General features: G+C 61.9%; 22 protein-coding genes. 13 read left to right on the top strand and 9 right to left on the bottom strand.

Features of this window, described 5'->3' with window-relative positions; translation table 11 throughout:
* Position 1 precedes the first annotated feature (1 nt).
* Positions 2–784, bottom strand: coding sequence for a 3-hydroxybutyrate dehydrogenase (locus P9272_RS02175; RefSeq protein WP_278158537.1), 783 nt, complete (start codon positions 782–784; stop codon positions 2–4).
* A 251-nt stretch (positions 785–1,035) separates the two neighbouring features.
* Between P9272_RS02175 and P9272_RS02170 the strand changes: the two genes are divergently transcribed.
* Entirely contained in the window at positions 1,036–1,947 is a 912-nt protein-coding gene (locus P9272_RS02170; RefSeq protein ID WP_278158535.1) for a LysR family transcriptional regulator, read from the top strand.
* Between the two features lie 54 nt (positions 1,948–2,001).
* Here P9272_RS02170 and P9272_RS02165 read toward each other — a convergent pair whose 3' ends face one another.
* The 6 genes from P9272_RS02165 to P9272_RS02140 form a co-directional block, all read right to left on the bottom strand.
* Positions 2,002–2,427, bottom strand: coding sequence for a DUF302 domain-containing protein (locus tag P9272_RS02165; RefSeq protein WP_278158600.1), 426 nt, complete (start codon positions 2,425–2,427; stop codon positions 2,002–2,004).
* A gap of 80 nt (positions 2,428–2,507) precedes the next feature.
* Complete coding sequence (locus P9272_RS02160; protein WP_278158533.1) at positions 2,508–3,710, bottom strand: MFS transporter; 1,203 nt, start codon at positions 3,708–3,710, stop codon at positions 2,508–2,510.
* Between the two features lie 90 nt (positions 3,711–3,800).
* On the bottom strand, positions 3,801–4,283 hold the full coding sequence (locus P9272_RS02155; protein ID WP_278158531.1) for a cupin: 483 nt from the start codon (positions 4,281–4,283) through the stop codon (positions 3,801–3,803).
* A gap of 192 nt (positions 4,284–4,475) precedes the next feature.
* Positions 4,476–5,390 carry a LysR family transcriptional regulator gene (locus P9272_RS02150; RefSeq protein ID WP_278158529.1) on the bottom strand — a complete coding sequence of 305 codons (915 nt, stop codon included), beginning with the start codon at positions 5,388–5,390 and terminating at the stop codon, positions 4,476–4,478.
* 171 nt (positions 5,391–5,561) lie between these two features.
* Entirely contained in the window at positions 5,562–5,837 is a 276-nt protein-coding gene (locus tag P9272_RS02145; protein ID WP_278158527.1) for a hypothetical protein, read from the bottom strand.
* A gap of 187 nt (positions 5,838–6,024) precedes the next feature.
* A complete protein-coding gene (locus P9272_RS02140; RefSeq protein WP_278158525.1) occupies positions 6,025–6,399 on the bottom strand; it encodes a hypothetical protein in 375 nt (124 codons plus the stop codon).
* Between the two features lie 106 nt (positions 6,400–6,505).
* On the opposite strand from P9272_RS02140, the gene P9272_RS02135 reads away from it, so the two are divergent.
* From P9272_RS02135 to P9272_RS02100, 8 genes are all read left to right on the top strand, one after another.
* Complete coding sequence (locus tag P9272_RS02135) at positions 6,506–7,363, top strand: hypothetical protein (protein WP_278158523.1); 858 nt, start codon at positions 6,506–6,508, stop codon at positions 7,361–7,363.
* Between the two features lie 234 nt (positions 7,364–7,597).
* Entirely contained in the window at positions 7,598–7,867 is a 270-nt protein-coding gene (locus P9272_RS02130; RefSeq protein WP_052467677.1) for a DUF2282 domain-containing protein, read from the top strand.
* A 45-nt stretch (positions 7,868–7,912) separates the two neighbouring features.
* Positions 7,913–8,947 carry a DUF692 domain-containing protein gene (locus P9272_RS02125; protein WP_278158518.1) on the top strand — a complete coding sequence of 345 codons (1,035 nt, stop codon included), beginning with the start codon at positions 7,913–7,915 and terminating at the stop codon, positions 8,945–8,947.
* On the top strand, positions 8,934–9,731 hold the full coding sequence (locus P9272_RS02120; protein ID WP_278158516.1) for a DNA-binding domain-containing protein: 798 nt from the start codon (positions 8,934–8,936) through the stop codon (positions 9,729–9,731). The genes P9272_RS02125 and P9272_RS02120 overlap by 14 nt, the downstream gene beginning before the upstream one ends.
* Positions 9,728–10,204, top strand: a complete 477-nt coding sequence (locus P9272_RS02115) for a DoxX family protein (RefSeq protein WP_278158515.1) — start codon at positions 9,728–9,730, stop codon at positions 10,202–10,204. Before P9272_RS02120 ends, P9272_RS02115 begins: the two co-directional genes overlap by 4 nt.
* A gap of 26 nt (positions 10,205–10,230) precedes the next feature.
* A complete protein-coding gene (locus tag P9272_RS02110; protein WP_278158513.1) occupies positions 10,231–10,938 on the top strand; it encodes an NAD(P)H-dependent oxidoreductase in 708 nt (235 codons plus the stop codon).
* A gap of 253 nt (positions 10,939–11,191) precedes the next feature.
* The gene (locus tag P9272_RS02105; RefSeq protein WP_278158511.1) at positions 11,192–11,692 is read left to right on the top strand and encodes a DoxX family protein; all 501 of its coding nucleotides are present in this window, start codon (positions 11,192–11,194) and stop codon (positions 11,690–11,692) included.
* Positions 11,689–12,129: a GNAT family N-acetyltransferase gene (locus P9272_RS02100; protein ID WP_278158509.1), complete on the top strand. Its 441-nt coding sequence runs from the start codon at positions 11,689–11,691 to the stop codon at positions 12,127–12,129. Before P9272_RS02105 ends, P9272_RS02100 begins: the two co-directional genes overlap by 4 nt.
* Here P9272_RS02100 and P9272_RS02095 read toward each other — a convergent pair.
* Positions 12,123–12,359, bottom strand: a complete 237-nt coding sequence (locus P9272_RS02095) for a hypothetical protein (protein ID WP_278158507.1) — start codon at positions 12,357–12,359, stop codon at positions 12,123–12,125. The two genes, P9272_RS02100 and P9272_RS02095, sit on opposite strands and share 7 nt — an antisense overlap.
* Before the next feature lie 413 nt (positions 12,360–12,772).
* Complete coding sequence (locus P9272_RS02090) at positions 12,773–16,633, bottom strand: BTAD domain-containing putative transcriptional regulator (RefSeq protein ID WP_278158506.1); 3,861 nt, start codon at positions 16,631–16,633, stop codon at positions 12,773–12,775.
* 171 nt (positions 16,634–16,804) lie between these two features.
* On the opposite strand from P9272_RS02090, the gene P9272_RS02085 reads away from it, so the two are divergent.
* The 4 genes from P9272_RS02085 to P9272_RS02070 all read left to right on the top strand — a co-directional run bounded on the left by P9272_RS02085 (position 16,805) and on the right by P9272_RS02070 (position 20,939).
* Positions 16,805–17,863, top strand: coding sequence for a class I SAM-dependent methyltransferase (locus P9272_RS02085; RefSeq protein ID WP_278158504.1), 1,059 nt, complete (start codon positions 16,805–16,807; stop codon positions 17,861–17,863).
* Positions 17,864–17,937: 74 nt separating this feature from the next.
* The gene (locus P9272_RS02080; protein ID WP_278158502.1) at positions 17,938–18,378 is read left to right on the top strand and encodes a nuclear transport factor 2 family protein; all 441 of its coding nucleotides are present in this window, start codon (positions 17,938–17,940) and stop codon (positions 18,376–18,378) included.
* A gap of 172 nt (positions 18,379–18,550) precedes the next feature.
* A complete protein-coding gene (locus P9272_RS02075) occupies positions 18,551–19,363 on the top strand; it encodes a class I SAM-dependent methyltransferase (RefSeq protein ID WP_278158500.1) in 813 nt (270 codons plus the stop codon).
* A gap of 868 nt (positions 19,364–20,231) precedes the next feature.
* A complete protein-coding gene (locus P9272_RS02070) occupies positions 20,232–20,939 on the top strand; it encodes a c-type cytochrome (protein WP_347404020.1) in 708 nt (235 codons plus the stop codon).
* Positions 20,940–20,948: the final 9 nt, after the last annotated feature.

The raw sequence follows: 20,948 nt of genomic DNA, 5'->3' as shown, positions 1-20,948 counted from the left end.
TCTAGTGAGCGGTCCAACCGCCTTCGATCGGCATTACGGCGCCGGTGATCGAGGCCGCCTCGTCCGACGCCAGGAACAGACACAGCGCGGCAACCTGCTCGACCGTGACGAATTGTTTGGTGGGCTGCGCGGCCAACAGGACATCCTTGATCACCTGCTGCTCGGTGATCCCGCGGGCCTTGGCCGTGTCGGGTATCTGCTTCTCGACGAGCGGGGTGAGCACGTAGCCTGGGCAAACGGCGTTGACCGTGATGCCTTGTTCGGCGACCTCCAGCGCGACGGTTTTGGTCAGGCCGGCGACGCCGTGCTTGGCCGCGACATAGGCGGACTTGAAGGGCGATGCGACGAGCGCGTGCGCCGAGGCCACGTTGATTATGCGACCCCATTTGCGCGCCTTCATCGCCTGCAACGCGCGCCGGATCGTATAGAACGAAGACATGAGATCGATCGCCACGACCGCTTCCCATTTCTCGACCGGGAAGTCATCGATCGGCGCGACATGCTGGATGCCGGCATTGTTGACCAGTATGTCAATGGCGCCGAACTCGGCGATGGCCTTGTCCATCATCGAAGTGATTGCGTCGCCCTTGCTCATGTCGGCATTGTCGTATCGAACGGCGACCCGATGATCGGCGCCGAGCTTTGCCCGAAGCCGTTCGATCTCGGCGGCGTCGCCAAAGCCGTTCAGAACGATGTTGCAGCCCTTGGCCGCGAAGGCTTCGGCAATACCTTGCCCGATGCCGCTGGTCGAACCGGTGATGAGCGCTGTCTTGCCTTTGAACATCGTCTTCTCCTTCGGATTGCGCGGCCATGAGGCACGGCGCGGGCCGGCTCTGGATTTGAGGATTAGTATGGTGAACCGCCGCAAGCTGCGGAAATGCCGTTGAGACATGGATTCGATAGCTGACGGTCAGATCGTTGGCTCCGGGCCCGGACGCCGATCGACCGGTCGGGTTGTTTGACGTAAGGGCAGCTAGTAAGATTGCGCCGCAATGCGGGCGGTGCCGTATGCGCGTCCAGTGAGGGGAGCGTGCAGTGGAGATCAGCCAGGTCCGATACTTCTTGGCCGTCGCCAAGGAGCTCAATTTCACCAGGGCGGCCGAGCAATGCAACGTCACGCAGCCCGCGCTGTCGCGCGCGATCAAGCTTTTGGAAGATGAATTTGGCGGGCCGCTTTTCCATCGTGAGCGCCGCTTCACTCACCTTACCGAGCTCGGCCGCATGGTGGAGACCTATCTCGAAGGCGTTTTCGAAAACTCACGCCAGGCAAAGCAGATCGCCGAGCAATATGTGACCCTGACGAAGACGCCGCTCAAGGTCGGCATCATGAGCACGATCGCTCCAGACGAGATCATCGAGCTCATCGCAGCTGTGCGCGCGCACCATCCTGGCGTTGAGTTGCATCTTTGCGATGCGGACGCGGTGAGCCTCAGGAAAAGGCTGATCGAGGGCGAGCTCGAGGCTGCTATCTACGCGTTGCCCTCAAATGCTCCCGACGAAGAAGTGCATTCCCTGCCGCTGTTCAAGGAGCAAATGGTGATGGCTGTCCACCTGGCCCATCGCCTAGCCAACCAGCGCGTCGTGCGGGTGAAGGATATGAGCAACGAAAGCTACATCCACCGCAACAACTGCGAGTTCGCGGGCTACGCCGATGCCATCCTTGCCGAGCAGGGCGTTACGGTCAGCCCGGTCTACTGGAGCGATCGCGATGACTGGACATTGGCGATGATCGCCGCGGGGCTTGGGTTCGGGTTCATGCCCGAACATACCGCCAAGCATCCTGGCGTGGTGCCTCTGCCGATCACCGAGCCGGAGTTCTGGCGCGAGGTCAATCTCGTCACGGTGCGCGGCCGCAGGCATTCGCCCGCGGTCGGCGCATTGGTGTGCGAAGCCACGCAGAAGAAGTGGTTCGGCGAGCGGGTGAAGGCGCTGTCCGCAGCCCAGTAGGCTTGTCGAGCGGCATCGTGGCATGCCTACTTGATCCGGATACGTTTCCGTCCGTCAGTTCTTCTTGACGGTTGAAGTAACCGACTGAATGACCTCGGTTGCCATCTTGAACTGTGCGGGGCGATCCGTGATGCCATGCCGCTTGGCGATCCAGTCGAAATCGCTGTAGGCGGCGTAAACCGAACCGTCGGCGGTCTGGTAGACCAGCACGCGCACGGGCCAGTCGAGCCCGGCCTCGGGGTTGGATGTGATGAACGTCGTGCCGAGCGCCGGATTGCCGAACATGACGAGCCGCGAAGGCCTTACGTCGTTTCCCGCATTTTTGCCAAGCTGAGCCTGGTCGATGACGCCGAAGAACTTGATGCCTTTCTTGAGCACATCCTTCTTAATGCGGGCGACAGTTTCGGCGACGGAATAGTCGCTCTTCACGGTGACGACGCCGTCCGAAGCGGCAGCCGGCAGGGCAACAGCCATTAGCATGGCGGCTCCTGCAAACAGAGTTTTGAGATAGTTGCTCATGTCGGTCTCCTTGGTTGAATAACTGAGTTGCGGTTTAGGTTTCAGGGCTTGGGCGCTCGCAGCACGCGCGCGATCGCGATTGCACCTGCGAGAACAGCGGCAAGGACGGCCACGCATGCGGTCCAGCCGACACGGTCGTAGATCTGGCCGATGAGGAAGCTGCCGGCGAGCCCACCCCCATAGTAGGACGCCAGATAGATGCCGCTCGCAGCGGCGCGATCGCGCGACGCGGTCCGGCTGACATGTCCCGTGGCTATCGCCTGGGCCAGGAAGGTGCCGACGGCAATGAGCGCCATCCCTACGAGGACGATCGGAAGGCTGGGTGCGAGCAGCAGAAGCAAACCGATTATTGCCAGCGCGAGCGTCGCTCCGATCCCTCCCCTGGGACCAAGGCTCGCTGCGACTCGGCCGGCAAGCGGAGTCGTTAGCATCGATGGCAGGAAGACGAAATAGACCGCGCCAAGTGCCATCGGCGCGAGCGAAAGCGGGACCGCGACGAGCTGGAAATTCACGTAAGTGAACGTGCCGATAAAGACGAACAGGATCAGAAAACCGATCGCGAAACATGCCCGCAGCTCGACGTTCCGCAACGGCGCTTTCCAGGCGGCGCGGACAGGCTTGCCCTCCAGGTCGGCGCGCATCATTTCCGAGGTCTTCTGCAGTGTGAACCAGACAAGAGCGGCGCCGAGCATATTAAGCGCGGCGAAGGTCAGGAAGTTGGTGGAGATGCCGAACGTGTCGGCCACCGCCGCCGACATCAACCGGCCGAAAAAGTTGCTAGCCACGTTGCCTGTCAAATAGGCTGCAAGCGCGCTCGTCGTCTGCCGCGCTGAAAAATGCTCGGCCAGATAGGCCATCGTCAGCGTGAAGGCTGTCGACATGCAGAGGCCCTGTGCCACGCGCAGCAAGGCGAAAACAGCGATATTGTCCGTCTGCGACAGCAGCGTCGTCGGGATCGCCAGGATGGCGAGGCTGATCCAGATGCCGTTGCGGCGATCAATGCCGCGCCCAAAAAGCGCGACGGCGATCCCGGCCACCGCCATGCCGAACGTGCTGGCATTGACGGCGAAGCCCATGGTGGCGCGGCTGACGCCGAATTTCACCACCAGCGAAGGCAGGATGGCCTGGGTGGCGAACAGGTCAACGAGCGTCAGGAACGCGATCAGCGCGATCAGGCCGAAGCGCCAGCTGTCTGCTGCAAAAATGCGAACCTTTGTCGGTTCCGTCCGTTCACTCGTCGTCATGACAGGCTCCGTCGCCACGTCCTCGGGCGATCGCCCGAGGACAGGCCTTTTGGCTTCCGATGTCGGGATCACTTCACTGCTGCGAGCGGCTCACATCATGTGGTCTTCGTGCATCGCCGGCGGCAGCACGTCGGCCGAATAGAGCACGGCCGGAATCTTGCCGTTGTTCTTCCACCAGTGGGCGAGCTGGCCGAACTCGGCCGTCACGTCGCCGGCCGGATGTTCGATGCCGACCTTGCAGGTGCTGGCGTATTCAGTGATGGATCCTTCGACGACGATAATGTTGGCGGGGCGGACATTGTGCTCATGCCACGGCACGACGCCGCCGGGCTGAACGACGAGCTTGCGAAGGCGCAGCATGTTGCCTTTCCAGGCCTCACCCTTGCTGCTCAAATCGATTGCGGAAAGCACCGTGTCGGTGACGCCGACCGGCTTGCTGGGATGTTCCTGGATGTCGGTGGTGGCGGCCTGCCCGGCAGGGCACTCGCTTGCAAAAGCCGGAGCCGCCGAAAATGCAGCGGTCGCGGACAGCATGCCCAGGGCGAACGCGAGGTTGAGTTTCTTGGTAGCCATCTCGTATTTCTCCTTTGTCGGTGCCCAATCGCGGGAGGCGGGGCATGACGAGGAGAGTGACCGGAGCGTCGTCGAAAGAGAAATGCTGACTGGCTCTTAAATCGATACCTGAAAACTATCGTGGATCATCATACCGGCGCGAGATTCCGTGCCACGACATAACGCGTGGCCTCGGTTCTTTTCTTCGATTTGCTATGCTGCCGTTTTTCTTACCGACAGATCGATGCCGCTTTCCGGCCAGCTATGCGCCTTGACGCTGTTGACGAAGGTTGATGTGGCCGGCGAGAACCGGCGCCCAGCCACAACGACCAGCGATACCTCCCGCCAAACTTCCGGTTCGATTACTGGCCGGATCTGCAAGCCCGGGATAACGGCGCTGAATTCCGGGATGAAGCAGATACCCAGCCCGCCCGAGACCATGTTTTGGATCCAGTCTTCGCGTTCGCTGGCGTAGGAGATCCTGAGCTTCACACCGCGTTCATTGCAAAGGCCTGCAAGGTAGTCGCGATACTCGCAGTTCAGGCGCCTGAGATAGTTTTCGCCGTCAAGCTCCGAGATGGCGACATTGTCGTTGCGGGCCAGCCGATGTCCATTGGGAAACGCAAGCACGAACCGCTCGCGATAGAGCGGCGTGACATCGAATCTCTCGGGAAAACTGTTGCTGGACGCCATGATGGCGACATCGATCTCGCCCACTTCCAGCAGCTGCGACAGGGATGCCGGCACGCCCTCGACAAGCTGCAGCTGGATGCCTTGCTGGCGCCTGTTGAAATCCGCCAACAGGCCGGTAAACCGGCGCGGACCGATGGTGCACATCACACCAACCTTGAGATTTGCGTTCTCCAGGCACAAGAACCTCGACGCCTCCTGGCGAACGCCGGTCACCTCGTCAAGGATCTGCTGAAATCTGGGGCGGAGCAAAGCGCCCAGATCCGTGAGGTGCGTCAGGTTCCGCTCGCGGCGAAACAGCAGCCCGCCGACCTCATCTTCGAGCTGCTGGATGGCGCGCGACAGCGCCGGCTGAGTGACGTTGCATTTCTCGCCGGCGCGCGTGAAATTCCGGGTCTCGCAGACGGCCAGGAAGTAGCGGATGTGATGGATGTCCATGCGTATCGTCCCTCAGCTGCATCGATGCATTTGCATGCTCGAAGACTGCCGCAATGGGCCGGATCATGCCAATGCGCGGGGGCTATAAAGTCGATAGCGTTTCGTCATGCGACGATGGCGGGCCAAGACCCGCCATCCAACTGTCCGGTTGTAGCTTGACGCCGCGGCATATCAGCTGTGATGACCCAGGGCAAACAGCTGGGCGCAGAACTGCGCGTGCGGCTTGCTCATGGCGGCGTCGTTGCATTCCTTCATCATCGCGTCCTGCGTGGTTTTCGGCGTCGCTTTCCACGCGGTCTCGAAATCGGCGCTCGACTTCATCGTCTTCATGCCGGAATCGGTGAAAAAAGGCTGCATATTGGAGGGTTCGTCGAGGGCGCCGGCGAAGGCCACGCCGCCAAGAACGGAAAGGGCAAAAGCGCCGAGGCAGATAGCTTTAAGGTTCATGTTCAAGTCCTTCTCTGGTTAGGTAGTCGTCCACTCGACAACCATTTGATTGGTTTGACAGCAATTCAGAATTACTGACTTCCTCCTTGCTGGTATGAACCTTGCCGCAATCACCTGCCAACTCGCCAATGCCGTCTGCGTATGAAGACTATGCCGGTTCTGCATCCACAGATGCTATCCGGCACAGTCACTGGTTGGTTCCGCCCAAAGCGAGGACATTCGCGCAGAATTGTGCATGGGGCCTGCGCATCGCCGGGTCGCTGCATGCCTTCGTCATCTTGGCCCGGTCATGCTTCGACAGGGCGAACCAGGCTTTCTTGAATCCAGCCATCGGTCTCATCGTCTTCATCGTGGCGTCCGTGTAGAACGTCGGCAGTGCAGCGAGGTCGGTGAACGGGTTGGCGGACGCCGGGTTCGCGCCAAAGGCGACGGCAAACACAGCCACGCAGGCAAGCTTTCTTCTCATCGTTGATCTCCCTTGCACTCCGGGCGCGGCTTGGGTGAACGGCGCCAGCCTGATCGGGAACAGAGTGCGGCGCGCGACGACCGGCAGCCAATGCAATATGCCTATGGACTTCATGCCACCTTGGCATTTCGGCTGAACAAGAAGATGCGGCAGTCTCTCTCCAATCGCCCTTGCCGGCGACCTTGGGGATGGAGACCAGATCATGCTTGCTCAGTCCGCAGTGAGAACAGTGGCAGCCGCCACGCCGACAGCGCATCTTGGTGTCGAAGACCAGACGATCGACATCGTGCTGGCAAACGACGCGCATGCTGCTTTCGTCTGGGGCGTGCTCGATCGGCTGCTGGACGAGCCGAACTGCAACGTCAGCGGAGTTACCGCGTCGGGCTTCGCGGCGATGCAAGCGGCGGTCTTTGCCTATGGCTTAAGCGTCGGCGGCAGGCGCGGCGCGCGGACGGCGCTCGCCAATTTCTGGCGGCGCGTCAGCCATGCCTCGATGTTTGCCATCGACAGAACGAGCCTGCTGCGCTCGATGCTGGAACAATCGATCGAGCTCAAGCGGATCCTCGACGAAGACTGCCCGGTGAAACTGGACGTCCTGGCCATCAATGCCCGCACAGACGCTTTGAAGATTTTCTCGGGAGAGCAGCTGTCGGTCGACGCTATCGTGGCGGCGGCCACTGTTCCGTTCCTGTCCGCAGCCGTTGAAATCGAGGGCGACTTTTATTGGGGCGATGGCGACGTCTCGCAATTACCAACCGCCTTATCGACCGGGGCCCCCCGTGGTCTGATAGTCACCGGCAAGCCCCAGATATCTATAGCGCGGGGTCCAGATCTCAGCCTCGCCTCCATCCATTGCGCGACCGGATGCGCCGCGGTTCACACGATCTTCGACAGCCAATATCGAGCTGCAGCTCCGCTGCTTTTGAGACCCTGGATCGACTGGGGCGAGCTGACTGACATTCGCGACAGGGGACGGCAATCTGCCGAGGACCGGCTTGCGGCCGATCTTTCACGCGCCCATGAGCGCCCGACTTTCGACTGCAGAACCCAATACATCTAGGCGCCTCCCTCCCGCCTAGCCGCGCCTGCTTCGCATACTCCCGAATGCAGGCGCCAGGCCCTCCGGTTCCTCGGCCGGAGGGCCTTTTTCGCACCGCTCTTCAGAACATAGTGGCCGCGTATCAATTCCATGCCGAGACAGCATTTCAGCTCGACATCGCGATCGGAGAGACTGATCCGCAGACGGGCCTCGAGGCCGGTCTTTCTCTCGAAACGCCAACCAGGAGACAAGCCTGTGATCAACACTAAGACCCTCATCGGATCGGCCCTCGCGGCCGCCACCACGCTCGCCGCGACGGCGGCATACAGCGGTCCAGCCGCCAAGCCCGGCTTCGCCTTCGAAAAATGCTACGGCGTCGTCAAGGCTGGCCAGAACGACTGCCAGACCGCCACGCATTCCTGCGCAGGCACGTCCACCGCCGACAACCAGCCGGATTCCTGGCTTTACGTGCCTGCCGGCAGCTGCGCCAAGATCACCGGCGGCAGCGACAAACCGAAGGCCTGACCAACCTTCCACCTCGAGCCAACCAGACCAGAATGGAGGAGACCGATGTCCGTCATGTTTTCACCTCTCGCAATCCCCGCATCAGCAGGCATCGGTCTTCGCTCGCCTCACATCGCCGAGATGCTCACGCGGCGCCCTTCGGCTGGCTGGCTCGAGGTCCACGCCGAGAACTACATGGGTGACGGCGCTGGCGTCGAGGCGCTGGAAAGGCTGCGCCAGATCTACCCGCTGTCCGTGCACGGCGTCGGCCTGTCGCTCGGCAGCGCGCAAGGCCTGGATCGCGATCATCTGGAGCGACTGCGCAAGGTCTGCCAGCGCTTCGAGCCCGATCTGGTCTCCGAGCATCTCGCCTGGAGCGTCGCGGACGGGGCCTATCTCAATGACCTCTTGCCCCTGCGCTATGACGAAGAGGCGCTGGCGATCGTTGCCCGCAATGTCGAGACGCTGCAGGACACGCTGAAGCGGCGCGTGCTAATCGAGAACCTCTCGGCCTACCTGGCATTCGCGGATTCCTCGATGAACGAGGCCGAGTTCCTGGCGGCGTTGGTGGCGCGGACTGGCTGCGGCCTGCTGCTCGACGTCAACAACGTCCACGTTTCCGCGCACAACCTGCAATATGACGCAGAGGCTTTCATCGACGCGTTGCCTGCTGAGGCTATCGGCGAAATCCACCTCGCCGGTCATGCAACCAACCAGGTCGGGACCGACACCGTGCTGATCGACGATCACGGCTCGCGCGTGCCGCCAGTGGTGTGGGCCCTCTACCGGCATGCCATAGACCGGTTCGGGCCGCGCCCAACCTTGATCGAGTGGGACACCGACGTTCCTGTTCTCGATGTGCTGCTTGGCGAAGCGATGTGGGCCGACATGCTGACCGCTTCGATCATGTTCAGCCGCAAGCAAGCCGCCCGACGTGACCAAGCAACCGAAGCGCGGGCTAGGCCTATCCCAGTTTCTTTCGCACGCGAAACGGCGACCAGCATGCCCGTGCTTGCGGCATTCGCAGCTGCCAGGGTCGCGAAACCCACCGTTTCCTTGGCGCTGCCCTCGCTTGAGGAGATATACCATGCTGCCGCTTGAGCACTTGCAGACCACCATGGCGCGCGCGGTGCTCGCCATGGAGCCGATAATCGCCGCGAAAGCGCTTACCGCCGGCAAGGCCGATCCGCTGGCACGCCTGCGCATTTACCAGAACAACACCCGCAGCTCGCTGACCGCCGTGCTGATGGCGGTGTTTCCGGTTACGGTTCACCTGGTCGACGAACGTTTCTTCCGCTACGCAGCGAGCGAGTTCATTCGACGCCATCCGCCGGCGGAATCGCGGCTGGCGCGCTATGGCGCCGGCTTCCCGCGCTTCCTCAAGTCGATCGACACGCTATCCGACATGCCGATCGTCGCTGAAACGGCGCGGCTCGAATGGGCCATCGCCGAAGCGCTCGATGCGGCTTCCTTGCCACCCCGTAGTCTCACAGACTTGGAGAATACGGACCTGGGCACTTCTCCCGACGTCCTGGTGCAGCCATCGCTCAGGCTCATCGTTTCGCATTGGTCGATCCTGTCCGTATGGACGGCGCACCAGCAGGACGCCGCCGACCGGCATAGCGGCTGGACAAGACGCGCCGAACGTGTGGCGCTGTGGCGAGCGGGAGACAGCATCCGGCTCGTTCAGCTCGATCGTGCAAGCTTCGCTTTCCTGCACTCCTTGAAGCATGGCCTCGGCCTTGAACATGCCGCCGGCCGCGCTCTGGCGCTCGATCCGGGTTTCGATCTCGTATCCGCGCTCGTGCGCCTTTTCGGCGACGGGCTCGTCACCAATGTGCGGGCCGTCGCGAACTCCCACTCAAACTCATGGAGACAGTCATGACCGCAATGTCAGATCATTCCTCGTCCAGCCCGGTCGGCCTTGTCGGCCTCTACAGGCGCATCATCAAGCTGCCCGGACATATTCCGTTTTCGCTCGTCCAACTCACCGCTCGCGTCGCGGTAGCGCATGTCTTCTGGCAGTCGGCCCAGAGCAAGCTTGCGTCCTGGCCAGTGACGCTGCAGCTGTTCGCCAACGAATACAATTTGCCGTTCATCGACCCGTCGATTGCGGCGCCTCTGGCGACGACGGCGGAAATCACAGGTTCGGTGTTGATCTTCCTTGGATTGCTCTCGCGCCTCGCAGCCTTGATGCTGCTCGGCGTCGCCTCCGTCATCCAGATCTTCGTCTATCCGGAGAACTGGGCCGAGCATCTGCTGTGGGCCTCGTTGCTGCTTCTGGTGCTGACACGCGGCGCCGGCGTCTTTTCGCTCGACCACGTTGCCGAACTGACCCTTTCAGCATCCAGAAAATAGACACTCCGGCCAGCTGGAAACGGACGATGCGCATCTTCATCGTTCACGCTCACCCTGAGCCCAACAGCTTCAACGGCGCGCTAACGCGCGCGGCTGAGCAAGCGCTGGTTGCGGCCGGGCACGAGGTCGTTATCTCCGACCTTTATGCAATTGGCTTCAATCCGGTGTCGGATCGCCGCAACTTCACGAGCGTGCACGACGCGAACTACTATCGCCAGCAGGCTGAAGAGGCGAATGCCGCAGTTCACGACGGATTTGCCCCCGATATCCAGGCGGAGATGGACAAGCTTTTCTGGTGCGACACCTTGATCCTCCAGTTTCCGCTCTGGTGGTTCGGGCTGCCGGCGATTCTCAAGGGCTGGGTTGACCGCGTGTTCGCATCGGGTGGCCGCATCTATGGCGGCGGCAAATGGTATGATTGCGGTGTCTTCGCCGGAAAGCGCGCAATGTGTTCCGTCACAATCGGCGGTCCGCCGCCGATCTATTCCGACCGAGGACTGAACGGCCCGATAGATTCGATCCTGTTTCCGATCAACCACGGGATGCTCTATTTTGTCGGCTTCGCCGTGATCGAGCCTTTCCCTGTGCATGCACCGGCGCGTATCAGCGACGTTGAGCGCCAAATCTATCTCGCCAGATACCGCGAGCGTATTCTTGATCTTCCGCGCGCCTCTACCATCCCATACCCGAAACTCGCGAACTTCGACGACCATCACGTTTTGAAATCGAACTGACTGTCACAGGGACGGAATGTTGCCGGACGATTAGGCAGTTCGCGGGTTGACGTCGTGTTTCGACGTATCCGGCGCACCTCTGAATGATTTGCTCGGCACCTGTCGGATTTCCACACGGCGGTCACGTTGCCGTGAGGCAGTAACGGTCACATGCACTTGAGCGAACAAGGGAGGTGTCACTCCAACGCGTCGCGGATTGTGCCGGCGAGGCCGAATACCTCGCTTACAGCTCGCTGGAAGAAGGCTCGGAAGTATGCGGTTCATCCAACTCCTTTCAAAGATCGCGTTCTCGCCTTCAAGTTCCGCCGCGGACTGGGCGCCATTGCCAATAAGGCTCATCGTGGGCTTTGGCTTTCTGGCTCATGGCTATGCGAAACTCAGTCGAGGGCCAGAAAGCTTTGGTATCGTGCTTGAAACGCTAGGGGTCCCTGAACCGCACTTGCTGGCCTGGCTGACTACGCTGGTTGAGCTCTTGGGAGGCATTGCTGTGCTAGCGGGTGCCTTCATACCGATTGCCAGCGTGCCCATGGCGATTGTGCTATTGACCGCATTGTTCACCGTGCATTCCCAATATGGATTCTTCTCGGTGAAGTTTGCCGAGGTAACGGAGGCCGGGGTTCGATTCGGGCCCGTCGGGTATGAAATCGTGCTTCTCTATTTGGGAGGCCTGATAACGCTTGCGGTGGGTGGTCCCGGCCGTTTGTCGCTGCAAGCTGTCCTGCCTCGATCGAAAGCTAGCGCGCGCCCAAGATGAATATCGTTGCGCACCCCCAGCACAACCTTTCTGCGGCTGAGATCGACGCCATAGAAGGACGGCTCTACGACCATAATCGGCAAGCGGTAGGACGCAGCGACGCTGAAGGCCTTGGCTTTGTGATCCGAAATGAAGCGGGATGCATCGTTGGTGTCGCGGCTGGATATTCCTGGGCCGGCACGTCCGAGCTCAAACAAATGTGGGTCGACCAATCGCATCGGGGACGAGGCTACGGCCGAGCGTTGCTAAGGGCCTTCATCGCGGAAGCAAAAATCCGAGCTGTCCGGCGGATATGGGTCCAGAGCTACGACTTCCAGGCGCCATCCCTGTATGAAAAGGCCGGCTTTGTTCGGGTCGCTGAGTTTGCGGATTGGCCCGAGGGACATTCCAATGTCATCCTCTGCAAAACGCTGCTGGAGAAGGCTGGCGCTCAATGATCACTTTTCGACTTGCCCATGAGGCTGACGCCGCAGCGTTGCCTGATATCGAACAGTCGGCAGGTGAGGCTTACAGAGATATTGCGGAGCTGGCCTGGATCGCCGATGACGACAACCAGACCGTAGAGCGCCACGAGCAACTGATCTCTCAGGGGACCAGCTCGGTCGCGATAGGTCATGATCGTCCGGTGGCGTTTTTGAGTGCCGAGATACTGGACGATACCCTGCACGTCTGGGAACTCGCTGTGCGTCTATCGGCAGCGCAAGGGGATTGGACGCACCCTGCTCGAGGAAGCAATTGCCGATGCTAAGAGACGGGGTCTCGTCGCTCTGAGTCTGACCACCTTCCGTGATGTGATCTGGAATGCGCCGTTCTATCAGAAGCTGGGTTTTCGGATCCTCGAAAACGCGGGAGTCGGAGAGCGGCTTCGGGAAGTGCTGCGCCGCGAGGTAGCCCATGGCATGCCAGAGAGCCGGCGCTGCGCCATGCGCCTCGATCTCTTCCAATTCAAACCTCACGGGGTCTCAAACTCGGCCTGACGCGAGTCCTCCCAGCGAGGCAGGCTCTATTATTCCAAGTCGGAACGGGATGCCGAAGGAGGCATCAACAAGAGGTTCCGTGCAAGCTCTCATCCGGTGCGCGTTACGCTGATGTGCGGGCCGCGAGAGCAGCTTCGATTGCTTGGCCTTCTTTGATGAAGCCGCGCCGCCGAGCCTCTTCGGACAAGCCTTGAAGTTCCTTTCGCAGGGAAGGCGAGAGCCGGCCCGTGCCGGCGGCGGCGAGCGCCCGACCGCGCGCACTGAAGAAACTTGCCCATGGCAAAGGTTCTGCCTGTGTGAACGCGTCGAGACTATCGGCGTGATGGCAAGCGCCTTCTCCGTCGTCGCAGGCCAAGCAGGCATCGATCGCATAGCGGCGGAACTGAAGATGGTTGTGGCCAACCCTATTTGTGGCCAGCAGCGCCTCGCCTTCTTTGAGGGCGGCAGCCCTCGCCGTAGGATCGTCGGTGGCCACAGCCATAAGACCGAGATACCAAGGCCCAAGATAGGCCATCCCGGTTTGGCGGCTCATGCGCAAAGCCTCCTCCAGATCTGCGATGGCTTCCCTTCTCCTGCCGACCAGCCGATGCACATCGCCGCGGAATGCCAGAGCTTCCGCTTCGAAGCGCGGGGCGCGGATTTGGCGCGCAAGATGCAGGGATGCCTCGGCGCTTTCCATCGCCTTATCGAATTCCATTAGCGACGACCACGCAATGTAGGCATTCATATGCGCGATCAGCTCGGCGCGCTGGTGAAGTATCTTTCTCGACACTTCGATGGCCGCCTGCGCTTCGCTGAGAAGGGTTTTGATGTCGCCGATATAGAGGCTTGTCGCTACGACCATCGAGCGGTTCGCAAGCGCAATGCGGCCGAAGCCGTTGCGTTCTGCCATTTCGACGCATGAGCGATACTGGCGGTGCGCGCTGACCATTTGGCCACACATATATAGGGCATCACCGATGCCACCCAACGATGCAGCCTCGATCTCGGCCAGCCCTGCCTGCCGGGCAATCTCGAGGCTGCGCCTGTGCTGCGTCAGACAACCACCGATGTCGCCACCCGGAAACAGTAGATTGCCATGTAGGAAGTGTGCGCGGGCGGCCTCTTCCCCCAGCCCGGAGCCTGCGGCAATCCCTTCGACGGCTTGCACATCCGCGATCGCGCCGTCGACATCGTCAGCGATCCGCTTAACGGCCGCCACGCCGAGGAGCGCGCGGCAGCGCTCGCCCTCATCGTTTGCCGCGGCAAGCGCTTCGCTATATGAGCTGCCGGCTTCGCCGGTGCGGCCAAGGCTCAGCAAAATGTCACCGCGGCAGCACAAAAGCGCGGAGCGAGTCCCGCCGTCGCCGACGAGCTGAAGGCCGCGCTCCGCCAATGCCAGTGCCTTGTCATAGCGATAGGCGCGATTTTCATGGTTGGCGGCGTCCAGGAAGGCCCGGGGTGCTGCCTTGTCCTCGGCCCGTTCGAGATGCTCGGCGCGCAGGATCGGATCGCGCTCGATAAACCATTGCGCCGCGCGGCGGTGCAGCGCAAGACGCTCCGCGCGCGGCAGGGACAGATAAACGCCGTCGCGCATCAGCGCATGAGCAAACAGAAGATCGTTGCCGACGGGCTTTAAAAAGCCGCGTCGGATCAAGGACCCATAGTCCCGTCCACTATCTCCCAACAGATAGACGAGGGCGTCGGGAGCAAAGAGCTGGCCGAGCACCGAAGCCGCGCGCAGGATATGCCGGTCGCCGGGTGGCAGCATATCCAGTCGGGCAAGCACGACGCTGTGAATGGTGTCGGGTAATCGGTCCGGCCCGCGGTCGCCGCTCCGAAGGAGTTGCTCAAGGAAGAGTGGATTGCCACCCGCCCGCTCGACGCAACTGATGGCAAAAACATCGGTCGGGGCGAGGAACCTGCCGGCAAGAGTCAGGGCCTCCTGGCGGTAGAGCGGTGGCAGATCGAGCGTGAGCCTCGGCCCTTCGCCAGCGCCGATGTGCCGGCCGGGCTCGGGAAGCTCCTCTTCGCTGCGCGCAGTGGTCACGACGAGAACCGGACTCCCCCTCGCCGCTGTGGCAAGCGCATCGACCAGCGCCAGTGTCTCGGCATCCGCCCATTGGATATCCTCGACGATCATGACCAAAGGCCGGCGAGCGGCTGCACGCTCGACCAACTGGAGCAATGTCTGCTCCAGACCTTTGGCGCGCGCGGCGTTATCGATCGCATCGTAGGCCGACAGCTCGTCTGCAGGCAGGGGAAGCTGCAGCAACTGGTGAAGGTGAACCTCCAGCGCGGCATCGACAAGACCGCTATCAACGGCGATCGGAGCATCCTCGACAAGTCCGCGGACCAGGGCGCGGATCGCATTGCGTTTACCGCCGGCCCCGAAGTCGAGGACAAGGCCGGTGTGGCACTCAAACCCCTGCTCGGCGGCAAGCCGCTGAAATTCCTCGACCAGCCGGGTCTTTCCGATGCCGGCTTCGCCGCGAACATGCACGACGAGTCCTCGCCCGGTATCGAGACATGTCTTCAGGGCGCCGGCAAGCTGGGCCAGTTCAGCATGTCGGCCGACGAATGCAGTTCTGGCGACGCCATCGGACGAGAGGCCCACAGACCGCCAAGCTTCGATCGGCTTCTCAGAGACCCGGGCGACGATGGTGCGGGGCTCGGCGTGCTCGACCAGATGCGCGACCGACTGGTACACGGCGTCTGACAGCAGCAACTCATCGGCATCGGCCGCTCCGGCAAGGACGCCCGCGACATGCATGGCGCTGCCGGTTATGGTGGCCGTGTCCGCGCCGCCCTGGTCAAGCCTGGTGACCAGCATACGGCCACTCGCCAACCCAATCCGGGCAGCCGGGAAGCGGTCCTGGGTCGCCCGGACGACCCTCAGTATCTCGAGGCCGGCCCGCAATGCCCGTTCGGCATCGTTGCTATGGGCGACAGCTAGTCCAAAGACCGCGATGGTAGTGCCCCCGAGCTGCCTATCGACCACACCTCCGTGGTCCATGACAGAGCTGCGCACGACGTCCGCGAAGCGGGTGGAAAGGTCCCGCTGGCGTTCTGGATCATCTTCATCGGCGAGAACCGACGGGTCGCCCATTTCGACAAACATGACGACAAGCTGACGCAGCTCCGAACCCGATTCGGCAGGCTCGGGCCCCGCCGAGTTCCCGCCGGGGATCAGCGGCTGCGTGTTCGGAGACCGTGCTGATTCTCCAAGACCGACAGGGCCGGACCGGGCGTGCTCCCGCCGTCGCTGCTGGATATCCTGGTAAAGCTGCTCGGTCTCCGGTTCGGGCCGCACGCCAATTTCGCGCTGGAGGATTTCACGGCAGACATGAAACTGCCGCAGGGCCGCGCCGATCCGTCCCTGCCGGACATAAAGCTGCATCAGTGCCCGATGGACGCTTTCCTGCAACGGATCGAGCGGCAGAAGACGCAGCATCAGTTCAAGCGCCCGTGCCCAGGAGCCGGAGGCCAAATTGTCGCTCAACAGTGCCGTCAGCGCCTTGACGGCCATTTCGTTCAGATGCTGCCGCATGACGGCGACCCAATTTTCGAAAGCCTGCGCCTTGAGATTAAAGGCTTCCATGAACGGGCCGTGATAGAGCGCCGCCGCCTCCTCGTGCGCTTGAGGCGTTCGCGCCGTCATCAGTCGCTGGAAGCGAAGCGCGTCGACGTCGATGCAATCGGGGGCTAGGACAATTCCGTCCCCCTCTCCCACAATTTCCGGCCCGTTCAATCCCAAGACCTTGCGCAGTACGAGAAGCTCCTGGCGCAGACTGGCGCGCGCCTGGACCTCGCCGCGGTCCTCCCACAGCAGCGCGGCCAGCTTGTCGCGCGACTGCCGGCGGCCTTCGGTCATGGCCAGATAGACGAGCAGCGCCTGCGCCTTGCGTGAGGTAATTGTGATCTGCCGGCCTTCTCGCGAGAAGACCTGAAGACCGCCGAAGGTGCTGATGCGGATTTTCGCCATCGCGTCTCGCCCTGCCGTTCCAGAATAGAGATGCAGACGGGCGGACAAAAGATGGTGACGTGTTTTTGACGAACCTTTGACGCTCGCCGCGACGTTCTTTGACGGCGCCCCTCTAAAACCATCCTCCGATGAGACCGGCGGACTCCCGGTCACGACCACAAGGAGGATGCAATGCAGCCCGATCAAGACAGACTCAACGCCTTCCTCGGTAAGATGCTCGACGACATCGGTGCCGCGATGAACGCGTCGCTGGTGCAACTGGGCGACAAGCTCGGGCTCTACAAGGCGCTCGCCGCCGGCGGACCGATGACCCCGTCGGAGCTCGCCGGCCGGACGGGTACCGCCGAACGCTACGTGCGCGAGTGGCTGGCGGCCCAGGCCGCATCCGGATACGTCTCCTACCACGCCACGTCGGCCAAGTTCTCCATGGCGCCGGAACAGGCGATCGTTTTTGCCGACGACGACAGCCCGGTCTTCATGGCTGCGCTCGGCGACATCGTCGCTGCTACCGTGCACGATTGCGACAAGATCGAGGACGCGTTCCGCACCGGTCGCGGCGTAGGCTGGAACAAGCGCCATCCTTGCCTGTTCTGCGGCACGGCACGCTTCTTCCGCACTTCCTATCTGCATCACCTGGTGCAGGAATGGCTGCCGGCGCTGGACGGCGTCGTCGAGAAGCTCGAGCGCGGCGCCGTCGTTGCCGATGTCGGCTGCGGGCATGGCGTCTCGACCTTGCTGATGGCGGAAGCCTTCCCCAAATCGCGCTTCTTCGGCTTCGATGCTCATCCCGGCTCGATCGAGACAGCGCGCAAATCGACCGACGCCGCCGATCTCAGCGACCGCGTTGCGTTCGAAGTCCAAAGCGCCAAGTCCTTCAAGGGCACCGACTACGACCTCGTCTGCTTCTTCGATTGCCTGCACGACATGGGCGATCCGGTGGGCGCCTTGAAGCATGTGCGCAAGACAATCGCGCCGGACGGCACCCTGATGATCATCGAGCCGTTCGCCGGCGATCGCCTGGAGGACAATCTGAATCCGGTCGGCCGCATCTACTATGCGGGCTCGACCATGGTCTGCACCCCGACTTCGCTCGACCAGGAGGTCGGCCTCGCGCTCGGCGCCCAAGCGGGTGAAGCCAGGCTGCGCGAGGTGGCGAAAGCCGGCGGCTTCAGCCGCTTCCGCCGCGCTACCCAGACACCTTTCAACATGATCCTCGAGGCGCGCCCGTGAATCGCAACCAGCTGCCCGCCTCCGGCGTGAGCTGGGAAACCCGGCAGGCAGTCCACAAACCAAGGAGAAGACGGATGACCAGATTGAAGCAAGTGCTTGCCGCTGTCCTGCTCGCCACCGTGGCGAATGTTCCAGTCGTCGCGATGGCGGACCAAGCCGCCAGTGAGGCGCCCGTCAGGCAATACCTGAAGGCCTGGGACGCGCGCGACGTTGAAGCGATGCTGAAGACATTTACCGACGACGCCGTTGTGATACTGCCCGCCCAGGCGCCGGTCAGCGGAACGCAAAACCTGCGCGGGCTGCTTACGGCTTTCGTGAAGAGCTTCTCGGCGTCCGGCGCGACCTTCACGCCCGGACAGTTCACGGCAAACGGCTCCGTCGCCTATTTCCTGTGGCAGGGCGACACGCCATCGGGACGCTATCCCTTCGGCGCCGACACCTTCGTGGTGCGGGACGGCCACATCGCTTATCTGACGCTCGCCTTCGTCGCCGAACCGAAACCCGCCAAGAACTGATTCCGCCCGGCGAGCCCGCGCTGCAGGCTCGCCTATTCACCAACCAATTCAGACGAGCCGGCGCCAATGTCGGCTCGTCACGACAGGGAGGAACACCATGAGCAGCCCGGCACCAATGCTTCAAAGACCGCCTTTTGTCGCGACGCGTTAAACGGATTTCTGGAACGAGGTATTGGCCCCGAAATTCATTCGCTGGAAGCACATCGTCGTCGACGGTCTTGCGCAGCACAGCGCGCAGGTCTTCCCGATGCTTGAGGTCGGCCCCGGCGACAAGGTGATTGATGCCGGCTGCGGTTTCGGTGACACGACGCTCGAGCTTGCCAGGATCGTCGGACCTTTGGGCTCGGTCACCGGGCTCGATTGCTGCGGCGCCTTTCTCGACCATGCCCGCAGGGATGCGCCGCGCGCCGGGATCCGCAACGCCGTCTTTCTCGAAGCGGATGTCGAGACCTATCCGTTCGAGCCGGTCCACGATTTCTGCTTCTCGCGCTTCGGCACTCAGTTCTACGAAGATCCGGTCGCCGGCCTTTGCAACATGCGCGCTGCGCTGCGGCCCGGCGGCGTGATGACGATGATCGTCTGGCGTGAACTGGCCGAGAATCCGTGGCTGTCGATCCCGAGGGATGTCGTCCTCCGCTTCTTGCCTCGGCCGCGCGAAGATGCTCGCACCTGCGGACCAGGGCCGTTCTCGATGGCCGATCCCGATATTGTCACGCGCCTCCTCCAAGGCGCTGGCTACAGCCGCATTTCCTTCGAGCGCATCGATGCCGAAGTGCTCGTCGGCCGGAATCTCGACGAGGCCGTCGAATTCCAGCTTGCGCTCGGCCCGGCCGGCGAGGTCTTCAGAGAGGCAGGCGACGAGGCCACCGGCAAGCACGCGCGAATAACTGAAGCGCTTAAGACTGAACTCGATTCCTATTCGACGCCCGACGGTGTCATGTTGAACTCGAGTTCATGGAAGGTTGAAGCAAGGCGCGAAGCTTGAGGTGGACAGAAAACTCTTCTGGCCAGCACGCCCTGTGGCATGGTCAGCTATTAGGAAATCGCAAGGCTGGAATGTATGGCCAAGATGAGGCGCAGAGCTGCCTTCTCGCTTCTGGGGCCGTTGCCGGGTCGTACGGCTTACATTCACGACTAAGAAGGCCGTCGTGGCACTACCACGCGCGCGGCCTTCTGGTGTCTCGAAGTGGCCCGAGCCTCAGCCGATCTTCGACGGGCCAGTCTTAGTCATGTCGTCATTAGCACGCCGGTGAGACGACAGCCGCCTCAGTACCTGAGTTTTCTCAGCGACGTCCGAAAGGCCAGCGCAGCGATCAGCGCTTTCAGCGCCTGCGTCAACCGACTGCTGCCCTTCGGATCGGTAATCGTGCAAGGGTTGAACGTCCTGATCTCCTTCTTCCTGATCGCCCTGCTGTTGCGGCGATTTACAGATTCTGCCGGACAGGGACTTGCAATGGCGAGACGTCAGGTTCGGGGCGTTCCTTGCCTGCGCCTGTTCACTATCGGCAAGAGCTTCATTGGACTCTAGCTAGGCATTAGCCCGGTGGCGTCCTCCGCGCGGCCAGCGCAGTGATTGTCGTCCTGCTCTGGATCTACTACTCGTCCTTAATCTTTCTGCTCGGCGCCGAATTCACCCGAGCGTATTCCCTGAAACGCGGCAGTTGCCGCGGAGACGCGCTGTCCTAGATGGCTATGCAGAGCATTTAGGGCCGTCCGGTCTTCGGTTTGGCCGCAGCGGCACTCGCGGGAAAATCTCTTTGCCTGTTCTAAATTAGAGAGCAATAACAAGACGTTCTGGGCTTGTGGAAGGTCCTCATGCCTGTTTATCTTCACCCGCCTGATGGAGCTTAGGTATGAGCAACCCACTTCAGATCGCTGTCTTCGCGTCGCTGTTGCTCATCTCCGTCCCGGCCCATTCCCAAGACGACCCGGCCAGCGCTCCGGACACGATGGAAGCTCGCGTCCAGGCGTGCACGATCTGCCACGGGGAAAAAGGCAAGGGGACGAACGACGTCTATTTTCCGCGGCTGGCGGGAAAGCCCGCCGGCTACCTCTACAACCAGCTTCTCGCCTTCCGGACCGGGCGCCGTCACTATCCGCCTATGAACTACCTGCTCGAGTTTCTGCCCGAGACCTATCTTAAGGAAATGGCCGAGTATTTCGCCGAACAGCGCCCTACATCGCCGGTTGGCGGGGCCCCTGAGGCTTCCCAGGAGATACTGGCGCTCGGCAAAGACCTGGTGAACCACGGCGACTCGGCGCGCTCCATTCCTGCGTGCGCCAGTTGCCACGGACCTTCCCTCACTGGCATGGAACCAGCCATTCCCGGCCTTCTCGGCCTGCGTCCCGCCTATGTAAGCGCCCAGCTAGGAGCCTGGCGCTACGGTACCCGGACGGCGAAAGCCCCGGACTGCATGCAGATCGTGGCTGGGCATCTGACGGAAGACGACGTGAAGGCCGTGGCCGCATGGCTCTCCTCCCTGCCCGCGCCCCCAAATGCAACTCCCGCGCCGAAGGGCACGTTCACCTTGCCGTTCGACTGCGGCAGCCAAGCTAATTGAGAGGCTGCC

The organism is Mesorhizobium sp. WSM4976, from assembly GCF_029625685.1.
Classification (GTDB): domain Bacteria; phylum Pseudomonadota; class Alphaproteobacteria; order Rhizobiales; family Rhizobiaceae; genus Mesorhizobium.
The sequence above is the reverse complement of the archived record's forward strand: the minus strand, read 5'-3'. Positions and strand labels throughout refer to the sequence as shown.